At 59.2% G+C, this 22,529-nt stretch carries 26 protein-coding genes; 10 read left to right on the top strand and 16 right to left on the bottom strand.

Annotation, left to right across the window (positions count from 1 at the left end; translation table 11 throughout):
• The first annotated feature begins 149 nt into the window (after nt 1-149).
• Both PSH66_RS06575 and PSH66_RS06570 read left to right on the top strand, forming a co-directional pair.
• Entirely contained in the window at nt 150-1,775 is a 1,626-nt protein-coding gene (locus PSH66_RS06575) for a glucan biosynthesis protein D (protein WP_141064293.1), read from the top strand.
• A gap of 122 nt (nt 1,776-1,897) precedes the next feature.
• Entirely contained in the window at nt 1,898-3,076 is a 1,179-nt protein-coding gene (locus PSH66_RS06570; protein WP_305428599.1) for a J domain-containing protein, read from the top strand.
• A gap of 9 nt (nt 3,077-3,085) precedes the next feature.
• Here PSH66_RS06570 and PSH66_RS06565 read toward each other — a convergent pair whose 3' ends face one another.
• The 3 genes from PSH66_RS06565 to PSH66_RS06555 form a co-directional block, all read right to left on the bottom strand.
• The gene (locus PSH66_RS06565; RefSeq protein ID WP_003172188.1) at nt 3,086-3,271 is read right to left on the bottom strand and encodes a hypothetical protein; all 186 of its coding nucleotides are present in this window, start codon (nt 3,269-3,271) and stop codon (nt 3,086-3,088) included.
• A gap of 270 nt (nt 3,272-3,541) precedes the next feature.
• Complete coding sequence (locus PSH66_RS06560) at nt 3,542-4,648, bottom strand: NADH:flavin oxidoreductase/NADH oxidase (RefSeq protein WP_003172187.1); 1,107 nt, start codon at nt 4,646-4,648, stop codon at nt 3,542-3,544.
• 136 nt (nt 4,649-4,784) lie between these two features.
• Nucleotides 4,785-6,686 carry a potassium transporter Kup gene (locus PSH66_RS06555; protein WP_003172185.1) on the bottom strand — a complete coding sequence of 634 codons (1,902 nt, stop codon included), beginning with the start codon at nt 6,684-6,686 and terminating at the stop codon, nt 4,785-4,787.
• Nucleotides 6,687-6,975: 289 nt separating this feature from the next.
• Between PSH66_RS06555 and rimO the strand changes: the two genes are divergently transcribed.
• The 5 genes from rimO to tsaA all read left to right on the top strand — a co-directional run bounded on the left by rimO (nt 6,976) and on the right by tsaA (nt 10,937).
• The gene (gene rimO, locus PSH66_RS06550; RefSeq protein ID WP_003172183.1) at nt 6,976-8,316 is read left to right on the top strand and encodes a 30S ribosomal protein S12 methylthiotransferase RimO; all 1,341 of its coding nucleotides are present in this window, start codon (nt 6,976-6,978) and stop codon (nt 8,314-8,316) included.
• Between the two features lie 103 nt (nt 8,317-8,419).
• Nucleotides 8,420-8,890 carry a GNAT family N-acetyltransferase gene (locus PSH66_RS06545; protein WP_305428598.1) on the top strand — a complete coding sequence of 157 codons (471 nt, stop codon included), beginning with the start codon at nt 8,420-8,422 and terminating at the stop codon, nt 8,888-8,890.
• A gap of 108 nt (nt 8,891-8,998) precedes the next feature.
• Entirely contained in the window at nt 8,999-9,709 is a 711-nt protein-coding gene (locus PSH66_RS06540; protein ID WP_078823469.1) for an rRNA pseudouridine synthase, read from the top strand.
• Nucleotides 9,710-9,776: 67 nt separating this feature from the next.
• Nucleotides 9,777-10,238 (top strand): DUF1456 family protein, encoded by a 462-nt coding sequence (locus PSH66_RS06535; RefSeq protein ID WP_003172180.1) that lies wholly within the window; start codon nt 9,777-9,779, stop codon nt 10,236-10,238.
• Between the two features lie 3 nt (nt 10,239-10,241).
• Nucleotides 10,242-10,937: a tRNA (N6-threonylcarbamoyladenosine(37)-N6)-methyltransferase TrmO gene (gene tsaA / locus PSH66_RS06530; protein ID WP_305428597.1), complete on the top strand. Its 696-nt coding sequence runs from the start codon at nt 10,242-10,244 to the stop codon at nt 10,935-10,937.
• Nucleotides 10,938-10,990: 53 nt separating this feature from the next.
• On the opposite strand, the gene fpr is transcribed toward tsaA, so the two are convergent.
• Nucleotides 10,991-11,770, bottom strand: coding sequence for a ferredoxin-NADP reductase (gene fpr, locus PSH66_RS06525; RefSeq protein WP_003172178.1), 780 nt, complete (start codon nt 11,768-11,770; stop codon nt 10,991-10,993).
• A gap of 124 nt (nt 11,771-11,894) precedes the next feature.
• Between fpr and PSH66_RS06520 the strand changes: the two genes are divergently transcribed.
• Nucleotides 11,895-12,821 carry a LysR family transcriptional regulator gene (locus PSH66_RS06520; protein ID WP_042944277.1) on the top strand — a complete coding sequence of 309 codons (927 nt, stop codon included), beginning with the start codon at nt 11,895-11,897 and terminating at the stop codon, nt 12,819-12,821.
• A 3-nt stretch (nt 12,822-12,824) separates the two neighbouring features.
• On the opposite strand, the gene PSH66_RS06515 is transcribed toward PSH66_RS06520, so the two are convergent.
• The 3 genes from PSH66_RS06515 to PSH66_RS06505 form a co-directional block, all read right to left on the bottom strand.
• On the bottom strand, nt 12,825-13,187 hold the full coding sequence (locus tag PSH66_RS06515; protein WP_003172176.1) for a diacylglycerol kinase: 363 nt from the start codon (nt 13,185-13,187) through the stop codon (nt 12,825-12,827).
• A gap of 75 nt (nt 13,188-13,262) precedes the next feature.
• Nucleotides 13,263-13,913 carry a response regulator transcription factor ErdR gene (gene erdR, locus PSH66_RS06510; RefSeq protein ID WP_003172174.1) on the bottom strand — a complete coding sequence of 217 codons (651 nt, stop codon included), beginning with the start codon at nt 13,911-13,913 and terminating at the stop codon, nt 13,263-13,265.
• 252 nt (nt 13,914-14,165) lie between these two features.
• Nucleotides 14,166-14,885 carry a tRNA-uridine aminocarboxypropyltransferase gene (locus tag PSH66_RS06505; protein WP_003172173.1) on the bottom strand — a complete coding sequence of 240 codons (720 nt, stop codon included), beginning with the start codon at nt 14,883-14,885 and terminating at the stop codon, nt 14,166-14,168.
• Between the two features lie 179 nt (nt 14,886-15,064).
• Here PSH66_RS06505 and PSH66_RS06500 point away from each other — a divergent pair, with 179 nt between their 5' ends.
• Together PSH66_RS06500 and PSH66_RS06495 are read left to right on the top strand one after the other, a co-directional pair.
• Nucleotides 15,065-15,499 carry a PA3611 family quorum-sensing-regulated virulence factor gene (locus tag PSH66_RS06500; protein ID WP_003172172.1) on the top strand — a complete coding sequence of 145 codons (435 nt, stop codon included), beginning with the start codon at nt 15,065-15,067 and terminating at the stop codon, nt 15,497-15,499.
• A 293-nt stretch (nt 15,500-15,792) separates the two neighbouring features.
• Nucleotides 15,793-16,905 (top strand): TIGR00730 family Rossman fold protein, encoded by a 1,113-nt coding sequence (locus tag PSH66_RS06495; protein WP_003172171.1) that lies wholly within the window; start codon nt 15,793-15,795, stop codon nt 16,903-16,905.
• A gap of 138 nt (nt 16,906-17,043) precedes the next feature.
• Here PSH66_RS06495 and recX read toward each other — a convergent pair whose 3' ends face one another.
• The 9 genes from recX to PSH66_RS06450 form a co-directional block, all read right to left on the bottom strand.
• On the bottom strand, nt 17,044-17,511 hold the full coding sequence (recX, locus tag PSH66_RS06490; RefSeq protein WP_003172170.1) for a recombination regulator RecX: 468 nt from the start codon (nt 17,509-17,511) through the stop codon (nt 17,044-17,046).
• Between the two features lie 8 nt (nt 17,512-17,519).
• Entirely contained in the window at nt 17,520-18,578 is a 1,059-nt protein-coding gene (gene recA, locus PSH66_RS06485) for a recombinase RecA (protein WP_048720087.1), read from the bottom strand.
• Between the two features lie 83 nt (nt 18,579-18,661).
• The gene (locus PSH66_RS06480; protein WP_305428596.1) at nt 18,662-19,162 is read right to left on the bottom strand and encodes a CinA family protein; all 501 of its coding nucleotides are present in this window, start codon (nt 19,160-19,162) and stop codon (nt 18,662-18,664) included.
• Nucleotides 19,163-19,243: 81 nt separating this feature from the next.
• Nucleotides 19,244-19,735, bottom strand: coding sequence for a lysis system i-spanin subunit Rz (locus tag PSH66_RS06475; RefSeq protein WP_003172167.1), 492 nt, complete (start codon nt 19,733-19,735; stop codon nt 19,244-19,246).
• A complete protein-coding gene (locus PSH66_RS06470; RefSeq protein ID WP_003172166.1) occupies nt 19,717-20,280 on the bottom strand; it encodes a glycoside hydrolase family 19 protein in 564 nt (187 codons plus the stop codon). The genes PSH66_RS06475 and PSH66_RS06470 overlap by 19 nt, the downstream gene beginning before the upstream one ends.
• A gap of 350 nt (nt 20,281-20,630) precedes the next feature.
• The gene (locus PSH66_RS06465; protein ID WP_305428595.1) at nt 20,631-20,936 is read right to left on the bottom strand and encodes a hypothetical protein; all 306 of its coding nucleotides are present in this window, start codon (nt 20,934-20,936) and stop codon (nt 20,631-20,633) included.
• A gap of 2 nt (nt 20,937-20,938) precedes the next feature.
• Nucleotides 20,939-21,130 carry a Com family DNA-binding transcriptional regulator gene (locus PSH66_RS06460; protein WP_305428594.1) on the bottom strand — a complete coding sequence of 64 codons (192 nt, stop codon included), beginning with the start codon at nt 21,128-21,130 and terminating at the stop codon, nt 20,939-20,941.
• A 177-nt stretch (nt 21,131-21,307) separates the two neighbouring features.
• On the bottom strand, nt 21,308-21,823 hold the full coding sequence (locus tag PSH66_RS06455) for a hypothetical protein (protein ID WP_305428593.1): 516 nt from the start codon (nt 21,821-21,823) through the stop codon (nt 21,308-21,310).
• Nucleotides 21,824-21,844: 21 nt separating this feature from the next.
• Nucleotides 21,845-22,189 (bottom strand): phage holin family protein, encoded by a 345-nt coding sequence (locus PSH66_RS06450; protein ID WP_003172163.1) that lies wholly within the window; start codon nt 22,187-22,189, stop codon nt 21,845-21,847.
• Between the last annotated feature and the right edge of the window lie 340 nt (nt 22,190-22,529).

Below are 22,529 nucleotides of genomic sequence, written 5' to 3'. Positions count from 1 at the left end.
AATCAATTTTCCTTCCCCATCGAACCGCTTAAGCTATCCGGCGTCTGTTTAATGTCCGTTGCGTTTGGCCGAAGGCATGTCCGAACCGTAATTTCTGATCCAGCACGTGCCAGGAACGGCGCGGGATTTGCTCACGACAGGTTGTCTCTATGCACCGCAGGAATTTGCTCAAAGCGTCCATGGCCATTGCGGCTTACACCGGTTTATCGGCCAGCGGCCTGCTGGCCGCGCAGGCTTGGGCGGGTAACCGCGCCGCCGACGGCAAGGCCGTGGCATTCGACTTCGACACGCTGAAGGCCCAGGCCAAGCAGCTCGCCGGGACCGCGTACAAAGACACCAAACAGGTGCTGCCGCCGACCCTGGCGACCATGACCCCGCAAAATTTCAACGCCATCGGCTACGACGGCAAGCATTCGCTGTGGAAAGAACTGAACGGCCAATTGGACGTGCAATTCTTCCACGTCGGCATGGGCTTCAAGACGCCGGTGCGCATGCACAGCGTCGATCCCAAGACCCGCGAAGCGCGTGAGGTGCATTTTCGCCCTTCGCTGTTCAACTATGAAAAAACCACCGTCGACACCAAACAGCTGACCGGCGACTTGGGTTTCTCCGGCTTCAAGCTGTTCAAGGCACCGGAACTGGACCGTCACGACGTGTTGTCATTCCTCGGCGCCAGCTACTTCCGCGCGGTGGACTCCACCGGCCAATACGGCCTGTCGGCACGGGGTCTGGCCATCGATACCTACGCGAAAAAACGCGAAGAGTTCCCCGATTTCACGCAATTCTGGTTCGAAACCCCGGACAAGGACGCCACGCGTTTTGTGGTCTATGCCCTGCTCGATTCGCCGAGCGCCACCGGCGCCTATCGCTTCGATATCGACTGCCAGGCCAACCAGGTGGTGATGGCCATCGACGCGCATATCAATGCGCGTACCAGCATCGAACAACTGGGCATCGCAGCGATGACCAGCATGTTCAGCTGCGGCACCCATGAGCGTCGGATGTGCGACACCATCCACCCGCAAATTCATGACTCGGACCGCCTGGCGATGTGGCGCGGTAATGGCGAGTGGATCTGCCGCCCGCTGAACAACCCGGCCAAGTTGCAATTCAACGCCTTCGCCGACACCGACCCGAAAGGCTTCGGCCTGGTGCAAACCGACCACGAGTTCGCCAGCTACCAGGACACCGTCGACTGGTACAGCAAGCGCCCAAGCCTGTGGGTGGAACCGACCACCGCCTGGGGCGAAGGCTCGATCGACCTGCTGGAAATTCCGACAACGGGCGAAACCCTGGACAATATCGTGGCCTTCTGGACCCCGAAAAAACCGGTGGCGGCCGGCGACTCGCTCAACTACGGCTACAAGCTGTACTGGAGCGCCTTGCCGCCGGTGAGCACACCGTTGGCGCAAGTCGACGCGACCCGCTCAGGCATGGGCGGCTTCACCGAAGGCTGGGCGCCGGGCGAGCATTACCCGGACGTGTGGGCGCGCCGTTTCGCCGTGGACTTCAAAGGCGGTGGCCTGGATCGCCTGCCCGCCGGCACCGGGATCGAGCCGGTGGTGACCTGTTCCCACGGTGAAGTGAAAGACTTCAGCGTGCTGGTGCTGGACAACATCAAGGGCTACCGCATCCTGTTCGATTGGTACCCGACCAGCGACAGCGTCGAACCGGTGGAACTGCGCCTGTTCATCCGCACCCAGGACCGCACCCTCAGTGAAACCTGGCTGTATCAGTACTTCCCGCCGGCACCGGCGCTGCGCAAGTACAGCTGATGCGCATCCGTCAGGTCGCTCCCTCGTTTGGGAGCGATCTGACTCGCTATGGGTTCATTTCATCCATCGGTGTATAGACGCAGACTTAAGGGATGGTAGCCTTTTCAACCCATTGAAATTAAATGAGTGGCGAGATGATGCCTACTAAATCGAACACTTCGCAGCTCACTATCTCGGCGAAAAACAAGCCGAAACTGTCTTCTGCCCAACGCAAATTCAATAGCCTGTTGAAAAAAATCGACAAGCAACGCCAAACGCTGCTGGCCTGGGATACGGCCATGCCCAGGTACCAACAACGCTGGCATGCAGAGTTCAAGCCCTTGCACGTTCAGTATGCCGAGCGTCAGCTTTCGCTATTGAACGCACTGGACCACGCCGGTGATCGGCTCAAACTGGCAAAAGTCGATCGCCAGACCTTGCAGACCGTTATCTGTGAGTTGGCGACCTCGTTGATGGATGACACCAATCGCGAGCAGATGAAAGCGCTCTACAACAAACACAGTGGCGCAGACTTCGATGACGATGAGCGCCGGGAAAACCTGATCTTAAAGGAGGCCATGGAGCAGGCCTATGACATTAAGCTCGGCGATGACTTCGATTTCGGTTCGCCCGAGGAACTGGCATTGCACCTGCAGGAACGCCTGGAGGAGCAGAACAAAACACAGTCCGGGCAGCCGGAACGAGACGCCACGGCCCGCGAAAAGAAAGATCAGGAGCAGGCACACCAAGCCAGCCAGTCATTGCGCGCGGTCTATCGCAAACTTGCCAGCGCACTGCATCCCGACCGCGAGACCGACGAGGCCGAACGTCAACGCAAGACGACATTGATGCAGCGCGCCAATAAAGCCTACGCCGAGCGCAACCTGCTGGAACTGCTGGAACTGCAGCTGGAGGCCGAACACCTTGACCCGGTAGCCCTGCAAACAATGTCGGATGAACGACTGAAGCACTACAACCGAGTGCTCAGCGAGCAATACGACGGGCTGGTCGTTGAAGTCAGCGCAGTCGCCTTTGATTTTGCCCGGCTATTCGATCTCGATCCTTTTACCCCGGTGACAGTGGCGAACAGCGCATCGCAGGTAAACCTGGCGCTCAAGGAGCTTGAGTATCAACTGCGCGACCTGGAACAGGTGCTGGTTGAGATAGACAGTCCGAAAGGGCTGAAACGCTGGCTCAAGGCAGAACGCGCCGCCATGGAAGACGATCTGTTATCCGCCTTTGACGAATTTGATTTCTTCGACGAGCCAGACTTTTCGGACGATCCGGATTTTCCTGATGACTCAAACCCCTTCATGAGGTGAGCTGCGCCGTCAAAACCGCGACACACTCTTCATCGCCCCAATCAGGTAACGCATCGCCACCTGATCGTTTTCGGTCAGGGTGCGGTACTGCGCCAGCAATTCGGCTTCGTCCGAACTCAACCTGCGGCCGCGCAAGGGCAGCCTGCGGCCCAGAAAAGACACCACCACACCCGCTACACCATAGGACTTGGCCATGGACTGCTTCTCCTGATATCGATCAAATACTCCCGGTACCCATTACCCGCCTCCCGTGAAACGCAAGGTCGCCACGAGCAAACCGACTGACTCCCTGGGCCAGAAATCAGACTTACCTTAAGCGTAGAAACAATCTCGTTACGTGTGGGATTTTTTTAGAGTATTCACTTAAAAAATTACTTCGGTAACAAATACCTACAACCCAATCCTACTCGCGCACATAAAAAAACCCACCGGGCCAGGGTGGGTTTCGACGCAACCGCTGAAGGGTCAATCCCTCAAGTCAGACTCATGAATCGGCTGGTCCCGATGGGTCGCTCGCTGATACTGCGCCGGCCAGATCGCCTTGCGCCCGCCCAGATCATCGTCGGCATGCAACGGCCAGTAAGGATCGCGCAGCAGTTCGCGCGCCAGGAAGATGATATCGGCCTGGCAAGTGCGCAGGATGTGCTCGGCCTGGGCCGGTTCGGTGATCATGCCGACGGTGCCGGTGGCGATGCCCGACTCCTTGCGCACACGCTCGGCGAAGCGCGTCTGGTAGCCAGGGCCGGTGGGGATCTCGGCATTGGCGGCGGTGCCACCGGAGGACACGTCGATCAAGTCCACCCCCAGGTCTTTGAGGCGGCGCGCGAGCTCCACGGTTTCATCGGGGTTCCAGCCATCTTCCACCCAGTCGGTGGCTGACACCCGCACGAACAGCGGCAACTCCTGGGGCCAGACGTCGCGCACGGCCTGGGTCACTTCAAGCACCAGGCGGATGCGGTTCTCGAAGGAGCCGCCGTACCGGTCCTGACGCTGGTTACTGAGGGGCGACAGAAATTGGTGCAACAGGTAACCGTGCGCCGCGTGGATCTCCACCACCTCGAAACCCGCCGTCAATGCACGCTTGGCGGCGGCGACAAAGTCGGCGATCACTTGCCGGATCTGCCCTTCATCCAGCGGTTTGGGTGGGGTGTGTTGCGGGTCGAAGGCAATCGGCGATGGGCCTACCGGCACCCAGCCGCCGTCCTCAGGCTTGACGCTGCCATGCTTGCCGATCCACGGCCGATGGGTACTGGCCTTGCGCCCGGCATGGGCCAGTTGAATACCCGCCACCGCGCCCTGGGCGGCGATAAAACGCGTGATGCGTTGCAACGGTTCGATCTGCTGGTCGTTCCACAGGCCCAGGTCCTGGGCGGTGATACGGCCTTCGGCGGCCACGGCGGTGGCTTCGGTGAAAATCAGCCCGGCGCCACCGACGGCACGGCTGCCGAGGTGCACCAGGTGCCAGTCATTGGCCAGGCCATCGTCGCTGGAGTATTGGCACATCGGCGAGACCGCAATGCGGTTGAGCAGGGTCAATTGACGCAGGGTATAGGGTTCGAGCAGCTGACTCATGGCGCACCTCTTCCGGGTTCTGTGGGCGAGCTTCAAGACTCTCTAACGGTGAGTAGAGCCTAGTCGACAACGTTCGATTGCACAGGGTTCAGAAGACAAAACGGGAGCCGATTGCCGGCCCCCGTGTAAAGCCAGTTTACATTTCGACCTGGGTGCCCAGCTCGATCACCCGGTTTACCGGGAGTTTGAAAAAGCGCAGGTTGCCGTTGGCGTTCTTCAACATGAACGCGAACAAGCCTTCGCGCCAGCGCGCCATGCCTTCGAGTTTCGAGGCAATCACCGTTTCGCGGCTGAGGAAGTAGGTGGTGCGCATCGGGCTGAAATCCAGATCGTCCAGATGGCACAGCTTCAGCGCTTCGGGCACGTCCGGTTCGTCGGTGAAACCAAAATGCAGAATCACGCGGAAGAAGCCTTCACCGTAGGCATCCACCTCGAACCGCCGTGAGGCCGGCACGCGCGGGATGTCTTCGTACACCACCGTCAACAGCACCACTTGCTCATGCAGTACCTGGTTATGCAGCAAGTTGTGTAACAGCGCATGGGGCACGGCGTCGGGCCGCGCGGTGAGGAACACCGCCGTACCCTGCACCCGATGGGGCGGCTGCACGCGGATACTGCTGATGAAGATCGGCAGCGGCAGGCCGCCTTCGTCGAGACGCTCCACCAGCAATTGCTTGCCGCGCTTCCAGGTCGTCATCAACACGAACAGCACGATCCCCGCGATAACCGGGAAGGCGCCGCCCTGGATGATTTTCGGTACGTTGGCCGCAAAATACAGTCCATCGACCAACAGGCAGCAGAGCAATACCGGCACAGCCAGCACCGGTGGCCATTTCCACAGCAGCAGCATCACCGCCGAGACGAGGATGGTGGTCATCAGCATGGTGCCGGTCACCGCCACGCCGTAGGCCGAGGCCAGGGCGTTGGAGGACTCGAAACCCAGCACCAGCAGGATCACACCGACCATCAGCGACCAGTTAACCGCGCCGATATAGATCTGGCCCTGTTCGGCGCTGGAGGTGTGCTGAATATGCATGCGCGGGATGTAACCCAACTGGATCGCCTGGCGCGTCAACGAGAACGCCCCGGAAATTACCGCCTGGGATGCAATCACCGTGGCCAGGGTCGACAACCCCACCAGCGGGATCAACGCCCAGCTCGGCGCCAACAGGTAGAACGGGTTGCGCGCGGCTTCCGGATCGCCGAGCAACAAGGCGCCCTGGCCGAAATAGTTGAGCACCAGCGCCGGCAACACCAGGATGAACCAGGCACGGGCGATAGGCTTGCGGCCGAAATGGCCCATATCGGCATACAGCGCTTCGGCACCGGTCAGTGCCAGCACCACGGCGCCCAGGATAGCCACGCCAATGCCTGGGTGAGCCTCGAAGAAGCGTACGGCCCAGATCGGGTTCAATGCCTTGAGCACTTCCGGATGCTGGCTGATGCCATAGATGCCCAGGCCGCCCAGCACCAGGAACCAGGTCACCATCACCGGTCCGAATAATTTGCCGATGCGGTCGGTGCCGTGTTTCTGGATCAGAAACAGCGCCACCAGCACCACCAGCGCAATCGGCACGACCCATTTTTCCAGACCGTCGAACGCCAACTCCAGGCCTTCCACGGCCGACAAAACGGAAATCGCCGGGGTGATCATGCTGTCGCCGTAGAACAGCGCCGCACCGCACAGACCACACACCACGAGGAAACTGCGCAACTTCTTGCGCTCCCCCGCCGCCCGTCGCGCCAGCGCCGTCAGGGCCATGATGCCGCCCTCGCCCTGGTTGTCGGCACGCAGCACGAACAGCATGTACTTGATCGACACCACCCAGATCAGCGACCAGAAGATCAACGCCAGAATTCCCAGCACGCCGTCATGATTGACCTGAACCCCATAACCACCGGTGAACACCTCTTTAAGGGTGTAGAGCGGACTGGTGCCGATATCGCCGTAAACCACCCCGACCGCTGCCACCAGCATGCCAATCGGCTTGGCGTTTGAATGCTCGGCACCCGCTGCCTGACTACTTGCCTGACCCATCAACCACTCCTGCCCTTTGACCTGAGGTCTTTATAAACAACACATCTAAGCTGACCCTAGCATGCGCTGTTTTACTTCTCGTAACAGACGTTTTATTGACCCAAGGGTTTTACCCGTGCCAACGGCGCGAAGCATAGCGCAGCACTCGTCGCATTTCCCTGCATAAAGCTGGTCAAGTGCGTTGCCCGTCGCTAGAATTGCGCACTTTTTGATCAGAGGCACATTCCAAGTGCCCGTCCGTTGCCTCGTCGTGCACGACCGGCGGCGTCATTCAATACCGAGGTTAGACATGTCCACCACCATCGCAAAAGCCAACCCCAAGGTTGGCTTTGTTTCCCTGGGTTGCCCTAAGGCGCTCGTCGACTCCGAGCGCATCCTCACGCAACTGCGTATGGAAGGCTATGACGTCGTGTCCACTTATCAGGACGCCGATGTGGTGGTGGTCAACACCTGCGGCTTTATCGACTCGGCCAAGGCAGAGTCCCTGGAAGTGATCGGCGAAGCGATCAAGGAAAACGGCAAGGTCATCGTGACCGGCTGCATGGGCGTGGAAGAAGGCAATATCCGCAATGTGCACCCAAGCGTGCTGGCCGTGACCGGTCCGCAGCAATACGAGCAGGTGGTCAATGCCGTGCACGACGTGGTGCCACCGCGTCAGGACCACAACCCGCTGATCGACCTGGTGCCGCCGCAAGGCATCAAGCTGACCCCACGCCACTACGCCTACCTGAAGATTTCCGAAGGCTGCAACCACAGCTGCAGCTTCTGCATCATCCCGTCGATGCGCGGCAAGCTGGTCAGCCGCCCGGTGGGCGATGTGCTGGACGAGGCCCAGCGCCTGGTCAAATCCGGCGTCAAAGAGCTGTTGGTGATTTCCCAGGACACCAGCGCCTACGGTGTCGACGTGAAGTACCGCACCGGTTTCTGGAACGGCGCGCCGGTAAAAACCCGCATGACCGAACTCTGCGAAGCCCTCAGCAGCCTGGGCGTGTGGGTGCGCCTGCACTACGTCTACCCGTACCCGCACGTTGACGAGCTGATCCCGCTGATGGCCGCCGGCAAGATCCTGCCGTACCTGGACATCCCGTTCCAGCACGCCAGCCCGAAAGTGCTCAAGGCCATGAAACGTCCGGCCTTCGAAGACAAGACCCTGGCGCGCATCAAGAACTGGCGCGAGATCTGCCCTGACCTGATTATTCGTTCCACCTTCATTGTCGGCTTTCCTGGCGAAACCGAAGAAGACTTCCAGTACCTGCTGGACTGGCTGACCGAGGCCCAACTGGACCGCGTCGGCTGCTTCCAATACTCGCCAGTGGAAGGCGCCCCCGCCAACCTGCTGGACCTGCCCGTGGTGCCGGACGACGTCAAGCAAGACCGTTGGGAACGCTTCATGGCGCACCAACAGGCCATCAGCTCGGCGCGCCTGCAACTGCGCATCGGCAAGGAAATCGAAGTGCTGATCGACGAGGTCGACGAGCAAGGCGCGGTGGGCCGTTGCTTCTTCGACGCACCGGAAATTGACGGTAACGTGTTTATCGACGACGCCAGCGGTTTGAAGCCGGGCGACAAGGTGTGGTGCACCGTGACCGACGCCGACGAATATGACCTGTGGGCTGAAAAACGCGCCTGATGCAGTAAAGAAATGAAAAAGCCCTGCTTCCAGACAAGATGCGGGGCTTTTTTAGGTCTATCGTTTCGCCCATCAGCACCGTCTACAGTAAGGGGCCGCGGGCATGCGTCAGCATTCGGTTATCCATACACCTAAAACCAGCGACTACGCCGAGTTGGCGCGGATCTGGGAGGCCTCGGTGCGCGCCACCCATGACTTTCTGCCGGAAAGCTACATCGTGCGCCTGAAAAACCTGGTGCTGACCCGCTACCTGGATTCGGTGATGCTCATCTGCACCAAGGACTCGCGCCAGCGAATCACAGGGTTTGCCGGGGTGGCGGCAGGCAAGGTGGAGATGCTGTTTATCGACCCTCAGCACCGAGGCCAGGGCCTGGGGCGACAATTGCTGCGCTATGCCATCGAGCATATGAATGCCGATGAACTGGATGTGAACGAACAAAATCCGCGGGCGCTGGGGTTCTATTTCAAACAGGGCTTCGAGGTGATCGGACGCACCGAGCATGACGGTCTGGGCCAGCCCTATCCGTTGCTGCATCTGCGTTTGCGCCAGCAGCAACACCTACGCAGCGGCTGAGGTCCCCACAAACCGGCTCCCCCGAAAATACAGCAGGCTGAAATGGGGCCGGGATTAACCGGCGCCAGGCAGGTACAATAGTCACCCCCTTTTGTTACGGCCCTTGTCATGACTGACCCCATACGCCTCTCCAAACGCCTTATCGAACTGGTCGGTTGCTCCCGTCGGGAGGCTGAGCTGTTTATCGAAGGCGGCTGGGTTTCGGTGGACGGTGAAGTGATCGACGAGCCGCAGTTCAAGGTCACCACCCAGAAGGTCGAACTCGACCCTGAGGCCAAGGCCACCGTGCCGGAGCCGGTGACTATCCTGCTGCACGCCCCGGCGGGTGTGGATGCCGAGACGGCCATGGCCTCGATCAGCGCCGAAACGCTGTCCGAAGAGCACCGCTTCAGCAAGCGCCCGCTCAAGGGCCACTTCCTGCGCCTGACCGCCAGCGCCGACCTGCAGGCCAAGGCCAGCGGCCTGCTGGTGTTTACCCAGGACTGGAAGATTCTGCGCAAGTTGACCGCCGATGCCGCCAAGATCGAGCAGGAATACGTGGTGGAGGTCGAGGGCGACATGGTTGCCCACGGTCTTAACCGCCTGAACCACGGCCTGACCTACAAAGGCAAAGAGTTGCCGGCGGTCAAAGCCAGCTGGCAGAACGAAAACCGCCTGCGTTTTGCGATGAAAAACCCGCAGCCCGGCGTGATCGCGTTGTTCTGCGAAGCCGTTGGCCTGAAGGTCGTGGCTATTCGTCGCATCCGCATCGGCGGCGTGTCCATCGGCAAGGTGCCGGTCGGTCAATGGCGTTACCTGTCCGGCAAAGAGAAGTTCTAAGCCGTTCCCTTTTCTCGACACCGCCTGCTAGGGCGGTGTCCTCCGTTGAATACCAGGATTGCCCACCATGATTCACAATGACGTACTGCGCAGCGTGCGCTACATGCTCGACATCAGCGACAACAAGATGGTCGAGATCATCAAGCTCGGCGGCATGGACGTGACCAAGGACGACCTGCTGACCTACCTCAAGAAAGACGAGGAAGAAGGCTTCGTGTTCTGCCCGGACGAAGTCATGGCCCACTTTCTCGACGGCCTGGTGATCTTCAAGCGCGGCAAGGACGAAAGCCGTCCACCGCAGCCGATCGAAACGCCGGTGACCAACAACATTATCCTCAAGAAGCTGCGCGTGGCCTTCGAACTCAAGGAAGACGACATGCATGCCATCCTCAAGGCCGCCGAATTCCCGGTGTCCAAGCCGGAACTGAGCGCACTGTTTCGCAAGTTCGGTCACACCAACTACCGCACCTGTGGCGACCAGTTGCTGCGCAACTTCCTCAAGGGCCTGACGCTGCGGGTTCGCACGTAAGCCATGAATTACCAGGTCTCGCCCGTCGGTTTCGTACGCTCCTGCTTCAAGGAGAAGTTCGCCATCCCGCGCCAACCGCAACTGGCGCCTGCCGCCCGTGGCGTGCTGGAATTGGTGGCGCCGTTCGACCAGGGTGAGGCGGTACAGGGTCTGGAACAGGTCAGCCACGTGTGGCTGTTGTTCCTGTTCCACCAGGCCCTGGAAGATAAACCACGCCTGAAAGTGCGCCCGCCACGCCTGGGCGGCAACACGTCCATGGGTGTGTTTGCGACCCGTGCGACTCATCGGCCCAACGGGATTGGTCAGTCAGTGGTCAAGCTGGACAAGGTCGAGCCGGGGCGGCTGTGGATTTCCGGGATCGATTTGCTCGATGGCACACCGGTATTGGATATCAAGCCGTATGTGCCGTATGCCGATATTGTCGACACGGCCACCAACAGCATCGCCAGCGGTGCGCCGCAGCTGATTCCCGTGCAGTGGCTGAAGAAGGCGCTGCAGCAGGCACAAGGCCACGCTCAGCGCCTTGGAGAGCCATTGGTGGAGTTGATCGATCAGTGTCTGGCCCAGGATCCACGGCCGGCTTATCAGACGCCAGGGCCTGAGCGCGAATACGGGGCGCAGTTCTGGGATGTGGATGTGCGCTGGCACTATCCTGAGGCTGGAATGATTTGTGTGCTGGAAGTGGTTCCAGCTGCATAAACCGGAAACCAAATGTGGGAGGGAGCAAGCCCCCTCCCACATTTTTACCGCAGTTATTTCTCGACGAACGCGCGCTCTATCAAGTAATCACCCGGCTCACGCATGCGTGGCGAAACTTTCAGGCCGAAGCTGTTCAACACTTCGCTGGTCTCGTCCAACATGCTTGGGCTGCCGCACAGCATGGCGCGGTCGTCCTCGGGGTTGATCGGTGGCAGGCCGATGTCGCTGAACAGCTTGCCGCTGCGCATCAGGTCGGTCAGGCGGCCTTCGTTTTCGAACGGCTCGCGGGTCACGGTTGGGTAGTAGATCAACTTTTCACGCAGGGCCTCGCCGAAGAATTCGTTCTGCGGCAGGTGCTCGGTGATGAATTCGCGGTAGGCGACTTCGTTGACGTAACGCACGCCGTGGCACAGGATCACTTTTTCGAAACGCTCGTAGGTCTCGGGATCCTGGATCACGCTCATAAATGGCGCCAGGCCAGTACCGGTGCTGAGCAAGTACAGGTGTTTGCCCGGCTTCAAATCGTCAAGCACCAGGGTGCCTGTCGGTTTTTTGCTGATGATGATCTCGTCGCCTTCCTTCAAATGCTGCAATTGGGAAGTCAGCGGGCCATCCGGCACCTTGATACTGAAGAACTCCAGATGCTCTTCCCAGTTCGGGCTGGCAATGGAGTAAGCGCGCATGAGCGGGCGGCCGTTAGGCTGTTGCAGGCCGATCATCACGAACTGACCGTTCTCGAAGCGCAGGCCCGGATCACGGGTGCACTTGAAGCTGAACAGAGTGTCGTTCCAGTGATGAACACTGAGGACACGCTCGTGGTTCATGTTGCTCATGTACGGGGAACTCCTGGAAATGGGTCTGCGCCAGAGATGAAGCGCGCAATTGCACAACATTCTAATGGCGACGACAATATCTGTTAACTGGATTATTAAGATAAGGGTTATCGGTTATATCGATATGCGATTTACTCTCCGTCAACTGCAAGTCTTCGTCGCCGTCGCCCAGCAGGAAAGCGTCTCACGCGCTGCTGGCCTTCTGGCCTTATCTCAATCCGCCGCCAGTACGTCGATTACCGAACTGGAGCGCCAATCCAGCTGCCAATTGTTCGACCGCGCCGGTAAACGTCTGAGCCTCAACGCCCTCGGACATCAGCTATTACCCCAGGCCGTGGCGCTGCTGGACCAGGCCAAGGAGATCGAAGATCTGCTCAACGGCAAGTCCGGCTTCGGCTCCCTGGCGGTGGGCGCCACCCTGACCATCGGCAATTACCTGGCCACCCTGCTGATCGGCAGTTTCATGCAGCAGCACCCCGAAAGCCAAGTGAAGCTGCATGTGCAGAACACTGCCAATATCGTGCACCAGGTTGCACATTACGAAATTGACCTGGGTCTAATCGAAGGCGACTGCAGCCACCCGGACATCGAGGTACAGACCTGGGTGGAAGATGAACTGGTGGTGTTTTGCGCGCCCCAGCATCATTTGGCCAAGCGTGGCGTGGCAACGATGGAAGAGCTGACCCATGAGGCGTGGATCCTGCGCGAACAAGGCTCAGGCACGCGCCTGACCTTCGACCAGGCCATGCGCCATCACCGCAGTGCGCTGAATATCCGCCTGGAACTGGAACACACCGAGGCGATCAAGCGCGCCGTGGAGTCGGGATTGGGGATTGGTTGCATCTCGCGCCTGGCGCTGCGCGACGCGTTTCGTCGGGGCAGCCTGGTGCCGGTGGAAACCCCAGACCTGGACCTGGCGCGGCAGTTCTACTTCATCTGGCATAAACAGAAGTACCAGACCTCGGCGATGCGCGAGTTTCTGGAGTTGTGCCGCGCTTTCACCGCAGGGGTTCAGCGCAGCGACGAGATCGTGCTGCCGAGTATCGCCTGAGGCTTAGATAAGGATCACGGCCCACACCAGGGTGATCATGGTCAGCGCGACGAATTGCGCGGCGCTGCCCATGTCCTTGGCATTTTTTGACAGCGGGTGGCGGTCCAGAGAGATTCGGTCGATCGCCGCCTCCACCGCCGAGTTGAGCAACTCGACGATCAAGGCCAACAGGCAAACGGCGATCAACAAAGCCCGCTCGACCCGGCTGACGTTCAGGAAAAAACTCAGCGGGATAAGGATGACATTGAGCAGCACCAACTGACGGAAAGCCGCCTCGCCCGTGAAAGCCGCGCGCAGACCATCCAGGGAATAGCCCCCCGCATTGAAGATACGTTTGATACCGGTTTGACCCTTGAAAGGCGACATAGACGTAGGCAACTGAACCAAAGAAGTGGGGAAACTAGATCACGCCAAGTCAAAAAAGCGTGAATCGCTATCAGCTTAATGCTGTGAAATTGACTCAAGTTGTTGCAACAGCAGCGCAGCCTGGGTGCGCGTACGCACGCCCAGCTTGCGGAAGATTGCGGTCACGTGAGCTTTGATGGTCGCTTCCGACACGCTCAACTCGTAGGCAATCTGTTTGTTCAGCAGCCCTTCGCAGACCATGGTCAGCACCCGAAACTGCTGGGGTGTCAAACTGGCGAGGCCATCACGGGCAGCCTTGGCTTCATCGGACACGTTGATTTCTTCGAACGCCTGCGGCGGCCAGGACACATCGCCATCGAGCACTTTGCGCACGGCGCTCTGAATATCTTCCATGGCGCTGGACTTGGGAATGAAACCGCTGGCGCCAAACTCTTTGGAGCGCACCACCACGTCGGCTTCTTCCTGGGCCGAGACCATCACCACGGGGATCTGCGGGTATTGCCCGCGTAACAACACCAGCCCCGAGAAACCGTAAGCACCGGGCATGTTCAGGTCGAGCAGCACCAGGTCCCAGTCGGACTTTTCGGTGAGGCGGGCCTCCAGCTCGGCAATGCTGGCCACCTCGACCAAGCGGACATCCGAGCCAAGGCCCAGGGTCACCGCCTGATGCAGCGCACTGCGAAACAGCGGATGGTCATCGGCTATCAGGATTTCGTATGTGGCCATTGATTAAATGATCCTGTTTTTATGGCAGCCCCGATGGGTTCAGGGTTCGCCAGTACACACGGCAACGACCAGGCGGCCATCGCCACAGGGCAAGCTCGACGTCAAAAGCGCCTGGAACGACGTCGAAAATACGAGGTTGCGCCCCAATCGGCGCCCAGCATGCCCAGCGTAGCCTGGGGGGTCAAGCACTACGCCCGGTGGGCATTTTAGCGGCGACTGGGTTTACAGTGCCATCATGCAAACGTCGTCTGGCTATACGCTCGGTATATAGGGCGCCAGTCGAGTATGGACGACATCTGTCGGATCCAAGGGCATCTGGAACTTGGCGGCCAGGTAATGGGTGCTGAAGACGTCGAGGTAGGCATCCAGTACTTCGCTGGCGGCACCGTCGGCGGCCAATTCCAGACACAAGGCGGCGACTTCGGCGGTGCAGAAATGATCATCGCGCTTGGACCGGCGCAGCTTGTAACGCGACAGTTGCTCAGGCGCCAGACTCAGGACCGGCAAATGCTCCAGGTAAGGGCTCTTGCGAAACATCTTGCGCGCTTCACTCCAAGTGCCGTCCAGCAGGATAAACAAGGGGCGTTTGCCCTCGTTCACCATGACCTCACCCACCACCCGCTCAGGCGCCACGAACTCACCGGGGAACACGATATAAGGCTGCCATTGCGGGTCAGCGAGCAAGGTAAGCAACTGCGGATCGACTTCAGTGCGCGACCACGCGAACGCCAGGGTGTCATCGATGACATCGGCGATCAGCCAACCCGTGTTGCTGGGCTTCATCGGTTCGACATCATGCATCAACAGGCACATGGCGGACCTGGCCTGGACCTTGGGCCGCCAGGCGCACAGGCAGTACTCGGGGATCACCCGGCAACCGGGGCAACGTTCGGCACGGGAGCCCCGGTTGACGAACGGCTTGACAGCGCGCGCCAGGCGCAGGGTGCGCAGGCGAGAAACGGCGTGGCTCATCGGGTACGCCGCGGGAAAAGGTCAATCGACACGGAAAAAACTCGTGGAGGGCTGAAGTGCTCGCAGTTTACCAGCGATACGCCTGGCTGTAGTGGCAAGGGGTCACCTATAATCGCGCGCCACTGAACGCACGGCGCAGTGGTTGGTCTATGCACCAGTAACCGAATCAGGAGAATTTCATGCTGCGTTCCATGCTGCGTCTTGTCGCCCCATCCATCGCGCTTGCGCTGGTCTTGCCTGTGGGCGCCCAGGCGGCCTCGCTGCTGGAGGCGCAAATGAACAGGAAGCTGCAAAGCGTCGCGGCCGAAAGCAACAAGGACCTGCCCCGGGAAATCGACGAAAAAACCCTGGAAGTGGCCTACACGGTTGAAGGCATGCAACTGATCGATCACCTCAGCGTGCTGCCCGACCGCGCCGAACAGATGCGCGCCAATCCCAAAGCAGTGTATTTTCAACTGGGCCGCAGCGTGTGCACCAACCCAGGCTACCGCGAACTGATGGCCAAGGGCGCAGTCATGCGCTACGAAATCACCGAGAACAAGACCAACCGTCCTGTGGCATCGGTAAAGTTCGTGGAAGCCGATTGCCCGGCGCCTGCGAAGAAGAAAAAGTAACCTCTGCCTGCCCCCGGCGCGCCGCTGTCCACTGGCGCGCCCTCCCGCGCGTCAATCCCCACCAGCGTCTTGGACTGCACCCGGCAAATCCAATAAGCGGTTGCCAGCCAAGGGTTTTTCGGCCCATGATCAAGTCATCCCAACCGCTTGTTCACAACCTTTTTCAGGTTGTTTTGTAATATTTTCAGGGCAAAAGAAGGTTGCCCCCTGCGGCAAGCAGCGACACATGCAGTGTCGTCGCCTCCGGCGAATCACTCGTCGGCTACCCGGGCCCTGCAAAAAGGAGACGCTGAATGCCTTACGAACCGAATGACAGCCTGCTCAAGCATTTTGCAGAAAAAGACGTCGATCTCACGCAACAGGTCGATACTCAACTTCAGTTGATCGCCCCCAATAGCCCGAATATTCCCCTGTATCGCGACATGATTCTCACCGTGCTGCGCATGGCCGAGGAAGACCGTGATCGCTGGAATGCCAAGATCACTCTGCGTGCCATCCGAGAACTGGACCATGCCTTTCGCGTGCTTGAACAATTCAAGGGGCGGCGCAAGGTCACCGTCTTCGGCTCGGCACGTACACCGGTGGAAAGCCCCTTGTACGCCTTGGCCCGTGAAGTGGGCGCCGCGCTGGCACGCTCGGACTTGATGGTGATCACCGGGGGTGGCGGCGGCATCATGGCTGCGGCGCACGAGGGCGCGGGCCTGGAGCACAGCCTGGGATTCAATATCACCCTGCCATTTGAACAGCACGCCAACCCGACCATTGATGGCACCGAGAACCTGCTGTCCTTTCACTTCTTCTTTACGCGCAAGCTGTTTTTCGTCAAGGAAGCGGATGCATTGGTGTTGTGCCCAGGCGGTTTCGGCACCCTGGATGAAGCACTGGAAGTGCTGACGCTGATCCAGACCGGCAAGAGTCCCTTGGTGCCTGTGGTGTTACTGGATGCTCCGGGGGGTGGCTTCTGGCAAGGCGCCCTGGACTTTATCCGCAGCCAACTGGAAGCCAATCGCTATATCTTGCCTACCGACCTCAAGTTGGTTCGACTGGTGCATAGCGCTGAAGAAGCGGTGGAAGAGATCAACCAGTTTTATGCCAATTTCCATTCCACGCGCTGGTTGAAGCGTGAGTTTGTGGTACGCATGAATCACCCGCTTAGTGATCAAGCGCTTAAGCATCTACAGAGTGAATTTGCCAGCCTGCGATTGAGTGGAGAGTTCCAGCAACTTGCCTATACAGGCGAGGAACATGATGAGCCACGGTTCAGCCATTTGACACGACTGGTGTTCAACTTCAATGGGCGGGATCAGGGCCGGTTACGGGAGCTGGTGGATTACATCAACTTGCCGGCGAACTGGGCGCAGGCTCAAGGGAAGACACAGCAGCGGGTGTCGCCGCAGACGGCTTGATTTTTTGAGCGCAAAAAAAAAGACCCACTATTTTCATAGTGGGTCTTTTTTGTGGTCGGTGAGTCAGGCGAAAGGGTGATGGGACATTTGGGCCTGCTGCGCAGCCCAGCGGGAACAAGCTCCCTCGCCACAGTCAACTTAGTCGTCCACATCTCGGCCACTTAATAAGCGGCTGATCATCTCCATCGAAAAGCCGCGATAACTCAGAAAGCGGCCCTGTTTCGCTCGTTCCTTCGCATCGATAGGCAGATGGCCAGAAAATTTGCGACGCCAGGTGTCTTCCAACTGCGATTGCCAACTGATGCCGCACTCACGCAGGGCGAGGTCGATGTCGGCGCGTTGCAGGCCACGCTGGCTCAGTTCCTCACGAATGCGTGCGGGGCCATAACCGGATCGGGCTCGGTAGGAGACAAAGCTTTCTAGGTAACGGGATTCCGACAGCAGCCCTTCTTCCGTTAACCGGTCGAGGGCTGTGTCGATCATCTCGGGATCTGCGCCGCGCTGACGCAGTTTACGCGTCAGCTCGACCCGACCGTGCTCGCGGCGAGCGAGCAGGTCCATCGCAGTGCGCCGAACGGCGACGAGTGTATCCAGTACAACAGTCATCGTGTGCTTCAGATGTCAGTGTCAGCTTCTTCCACTTCTTCAACCGGCTCGCGGTTGGCGGCAGCTTTCACGTCTGGCGCAGGGGTCAGCAGTTTATCGCGGATCTGCTTTTCAAGCGTGGCGGCGATGTCCGGGTTGTCCGCCAGGAACTTGGCCGAGTTGGCCTTGCCCTGACCGATCTTGCTGCCGTTGTAGGCATACCAGGCACCGGACTTCTCGACGAAACCGTGCAGCACACCCAAATCGATCATTTCGCCGTTCAGGTAGATACCTTTGCCGTAGAGAATCTGGAACTCGGCCTGACGGAATGGCGGAGCCACTTTGTTCTTCACAACCTTGACGCGGGTTTCGCTACCCACCACTTCGTCGCCTTCCTTCACCGCGCCGGTACGGCGGATGTCCAGACGGACCGAAGCGTAGAACTTCAGCGCGTTACCACCGGTGGTGGTTTCCGGGCTGCCGAACATCACGCCGATCTTCATACGGATCTGGTTGATGAAGATCACCAGGCAGTTGGCGTTCTTGATGTTACCGGTGATTTTACGCAGCGCCTGGGACATCAGACGAGCTTGGAGGCCCACGTGCATATCACCCATTTCGCCTTCGATTTCAGCCTTGGGTACCAGGGCTGCCACGGAGTCGACCACGATCACGTCGATGGCGTTGGAGCGCACCAGCATGTCGGTGATTTCCAGGGCTTGCTCGCCGGTGTCCGGCTGGGAAACCAGCAGGTCATCAACGTTGACGCCCAGCTTGCCGGCGTACTCAGGATCCAGGGCGTGTTCAGCATCGACGAACGCACAGGTGGCGCCCATTTTTTGCGCCTGGGCAATCACCGACAGGGTCAGGGTGGTTTTACCGGAAGATTCCGGACCGTAGATTTCAACAATACGGCCTTTTGGCAGGCCGCCAATGCCGAGCGCGATGTCCAGCCCCAGAGAGCCAGTGGAAATAGCCGGGATCGCCTGACGGTCGTGATCGCCCATACGCATTACGGCACCCTTGCCGAATTGACGTTCGATCTGACCCAGGGCCGCAGCCAAGGCTTTCTTCTTGTTGTCGTCCATTAAAGTCCTCACGTAATCAATAAGGCCTGACGGCCAACACCTGTATAAGTAGACAGTATTGTTCCACAAAGATCGGAGATCGCCTACCCCTGATTTTCTATTTCTGCTGCAGCTCGTCGCAACAGACCCTCCAGCGCAGCCTTTACCGTTTGTCGGCGGACCTCGTCGCGGTTGCCGGAAAAGTGCGCAAGCTCGGCGGTGACCTCATCGCCCACGCCGAACGCGAGCCATACAGTGCCCACCGGTTTGTCCGGCGAACCGCCGTCCGGCCCCGCCACACCACTGACCGCCACGGCAAATCGCGCCAGGCTTTTTTCCTGGGCGCCACGAACCATTGCTTCCACCACTTCCCGACTGACCGCGCCCACTTTTGCAAACAAATCCTCCGGCACGTTCAACTGCCGGGTCTTCTGCCGATTGGAGTAGGTGACATACCCCGCTTCGAACCAGGCCGAACTGCCCGGTATCCGCGTAACCGCCTCGGCAATCCCGCCGCCGGTACAGGACTCGGCAGTGGTGACGTGGGCATTGAGCACCTGTAAACGTCGGCCTAATTCAGCAGCAAGTGGGGTAATGTCTTTCACGGTCGTCTCCTGGAGTGGGCGGGCGTTCGACTACCCTACAGGAGCAAATCGCTCATGCAAGCGACAGACTGGAACAAGAGATTAGCGGGCGACCGCGCGCGCATACGCCTGGCAAGCGCGCAAGGCGATCAGTCCCTGGTCGCCGGCATCGGTGATGTCGATAATTCGTTGAGCATGCGCCGGGTCAAGTCGGGCTCGCGCGGCTGCATGAACCACGCCGCCGGAGGTGGCGGTGGCTGGCATTGAACAGCCACGGGTGGGCTCGGTGGCGTCGAGAAGGACTGACAACCGCACATCAGCAGTGGCAAGACGGTCGCGCAAAGCAGCCTGATGACGCTGGACATCGCTCAACTCCCTGGCATGTTGTTGATCGCTGACATTGAGCTGCTGCTCCAGGGCCAGTCGTTTGTCCTGTTCAGCCTGCAGCTGATGCAAGCCCGCCAGGTATTGTTGGCTCAATACCTGCGCATGGGCTGAGGATTGTTGCTCAAGCTGCGCGGTATATCGCCATGCCTGCACTTGCCACACCACTGCGGCCAGCAGGCAGGCACCGATTACGCCTGGGAAGCGCATAGCACCGCCTTCGCCCGCGCCCACAACTGCAGACGATCCTCCAGACCATTAAGCCCACCATTGATGCGCCGAGTGATGGTGGTGAACCGCTCCTGGTCGGCCAGTTCGTTCAGGCCATTGCGCTGCCAGAACCAGGCAGCCGATTCACAGGCCCATTGCGGTTGCTCCAGCAAAGCCGGTTCGCGCAACAAACGATCATCGCCGAACAAGACGTGGCTGCACGCCAGGTAGTTGCGGCGGCCGGTAATCTGGATCAGCCCCCTGCCCCGGTATTTCTGGCCATCGCCGTCGGCGTCAGGGGTGTTGCCCAGGCGAGCGGCCAGCACGCCCGTGTCATATTTGCTCAAGTACGGGTCGCTGCCCAGTTCACGCACGTAGCGCAGTTCACCGGACTCGTGGCCGATTTGGGCAAGAAAGGCGGCAGCACGCGGCACGCTGTTAATTTCATGCCGCGCAAACGCCGCATTCAAGGCGTGCAAAAAGAGGCCTGCTGAAGAGCGGGCTTGCGGCATGATTTGAATCAGTTGGGACAGTGTGATGACCATCGGTTTCATCCTGAAAAACACGCAATACGGACAGCCCACCCGTCGTGATCGAACTGCGATAGCCCGTACCGTATCCCCCACATTCACCATCTTAGTAATCGACCGGAGCCCCTGCATGCAGGAAGGCCTGCTTTCCTCCAGGCTACGCCATTGATCAGGAAACTTACTCAAGCATGCCAATTCGCCAGGTCGTTCTTATTCCACCGACTAGTGACAATTGCGCCTATCAGAACGGCGAATAGCCACGCGTTTGCAGAGCTCCCAGCTCGAAGCAATGGGCGTGGTGGGGTCGAAAATAAAAAAGCCCTGCACAATCGCAGGGCTTCATTTGCTACAAGATCAACTACCGATCAGGGCAGTAAGTCATAAGTTACATAAAGGCTCGAATCGCTGTTACCCGGGCCATACCAAAGACCTTGGCCGGCAGGGATCAGAATCTCAAACGGAACCTGCCCCTGAACCGCGCAAACCACCGGAGAGGTCTTGAGCGTCGCATAAACTGGCGCGACAGTACCCGTGAACAGTCGGCCACCGTTATTGATGCATGTGCGGATCACTATGCCCGTGGTGTTCTGTGCTGGCAAAATCATGGGCCGAACGTAGTCGTCGAAGCCGATGAGGTTGATGAATTTTGCGCCTGCTTTTACTTGATCCATATCTATCTACCTTGAGTCGAATGATTTATCGCGGAGAATTCCGCATTCATGTCGCTCAAAGGCGATTGCTCGAGGCGCGTGGCCTTCACATGATTCAACGTCCCACATCGGGAACACTTGATCTGGAGTTCTGTAAACCCACCCATACGGGCGAGGAGCCTTTTGCAGTTACCGCATCTGAATTCGTTCAACATCCGCACCCCCCTTTTTTCTGAATGGCCTACTCCGTAAGCAAAAACCAGCGCGAAAGCTGGGTATCCGTGTTTTGCCGAACTTGTTGCGGATCGCTCAGGCAGTACGCCGCCGACGCGGTGACAGCAGAGAGGGAAGCGGCCGAAACCGAAGATGACGTGAATGGCAACCTACATGGACTACTTCTGCAAGGGCCGATATTGGTCCGGATCGTCGATGTTTGAGACGTCCCAAGTGCAAGCAAACAGTGGTGTGCCTGTGGGATCTTCGAGCAACGACGGGCCGAGATAGAGTATTTGGGTGAAGGAAACGGTCCAGATGTCGTAGTCAGTTTCGGCGCTGGAAAGTCCGGAGGGTGCCGCGACGACGGCCGTGGGCAAATCGCACTGATCCAACGGCAGGCCCCAGCGGTTATCCAGGGCGAGATCCATCAATTGGCTGGCCAGGTCGCACGCATCAAAAGGTGCCGCCCCGCTGGCGACCGTAGCCCTGAGTGAAACCGACAAAACATGTGCCTTGCGCCCTTCAGGGGAACGAACGCCGGGGCCGTTGCGTTCGACACTGATCAGCACGCCGGTGTGATCACCGACGCCGGCAAAGTCCTGGTGATTGCCTACCCGTAATTGTGGGAAAGCACTCTTCAGCGCCTCCCCAATCGCGACAGGCAGTTGGGATGGTTTTTCGATAAGTGTCATTTCGTTGCGTCCTTGCAGCGGCTATTGCTGATCCGGTCGGGAGGGTGGACCCTCGTTGACCCCGATGCGCTTGGCCGCCCAGCGTTCATAAAGGCCGATGGCAACGTCGGCCCCCGCCATGGCGGTGAGGCAGCCGATCGCGCCGGCGGTCCAGATCGACATGCCGGCGGCGTAGCACAGCATCAATGCCGAGACCCCGCAGACCATGCATGCCCCGGAGCGCAGCGCCAGGCGCCGTACCAGTGACCAACCCCGCGCCCCCTCTTTGTCGGCGCGCCACATTTCGCCGGATACACCGCCGATCAGCGCCAGTACGATCACCAGCCAGATAGGCATTTCCGCTAACGCTTGCTGCTCGTTTGTCATGTCACGCCTCCTGGCTGAGCAATGCCGGCAACGTGCCGGTGCCTGATTTATTCCGTTTGTCGGTAGGCATTCCAAAAAGCCCGGTCACCCAGGCTTTTCAGTAATGCGGTCCTTCGGCGCTACTGGCGCGGTACGGATCTTTCCTCAATGTTTTTCCGACCACGATCCCTGTCTGCCGGATAACTGCTTCTGGTGCTTTACGCTGCACACCCGGGTCAGTTGCCAACCCTCTGAACCGTTAAGGCCGGTTCATCGCTGCCTGTTTTTGTCGCGGTATCACTAAAGAGCGTCGGCATCCTTGCCAGTGTTGCCTGGCGTCCTTGCCATCGCTCGGATGGCG

The sequence above is a fragment of the Pseudomonas sp. FP597 genome (assembly GCF_030687435.1).
Classification (GTDB): Bacteria; Pseudomonadota; Gammaproteobacteria; order Pseudomonadales; family Pseudomonadaceae; genus Aquipseudomonas; species Aquipseudomonas lactucae.
This window is presented reverse-complemented; position numbering and strand designations above follow the sequence as displayed.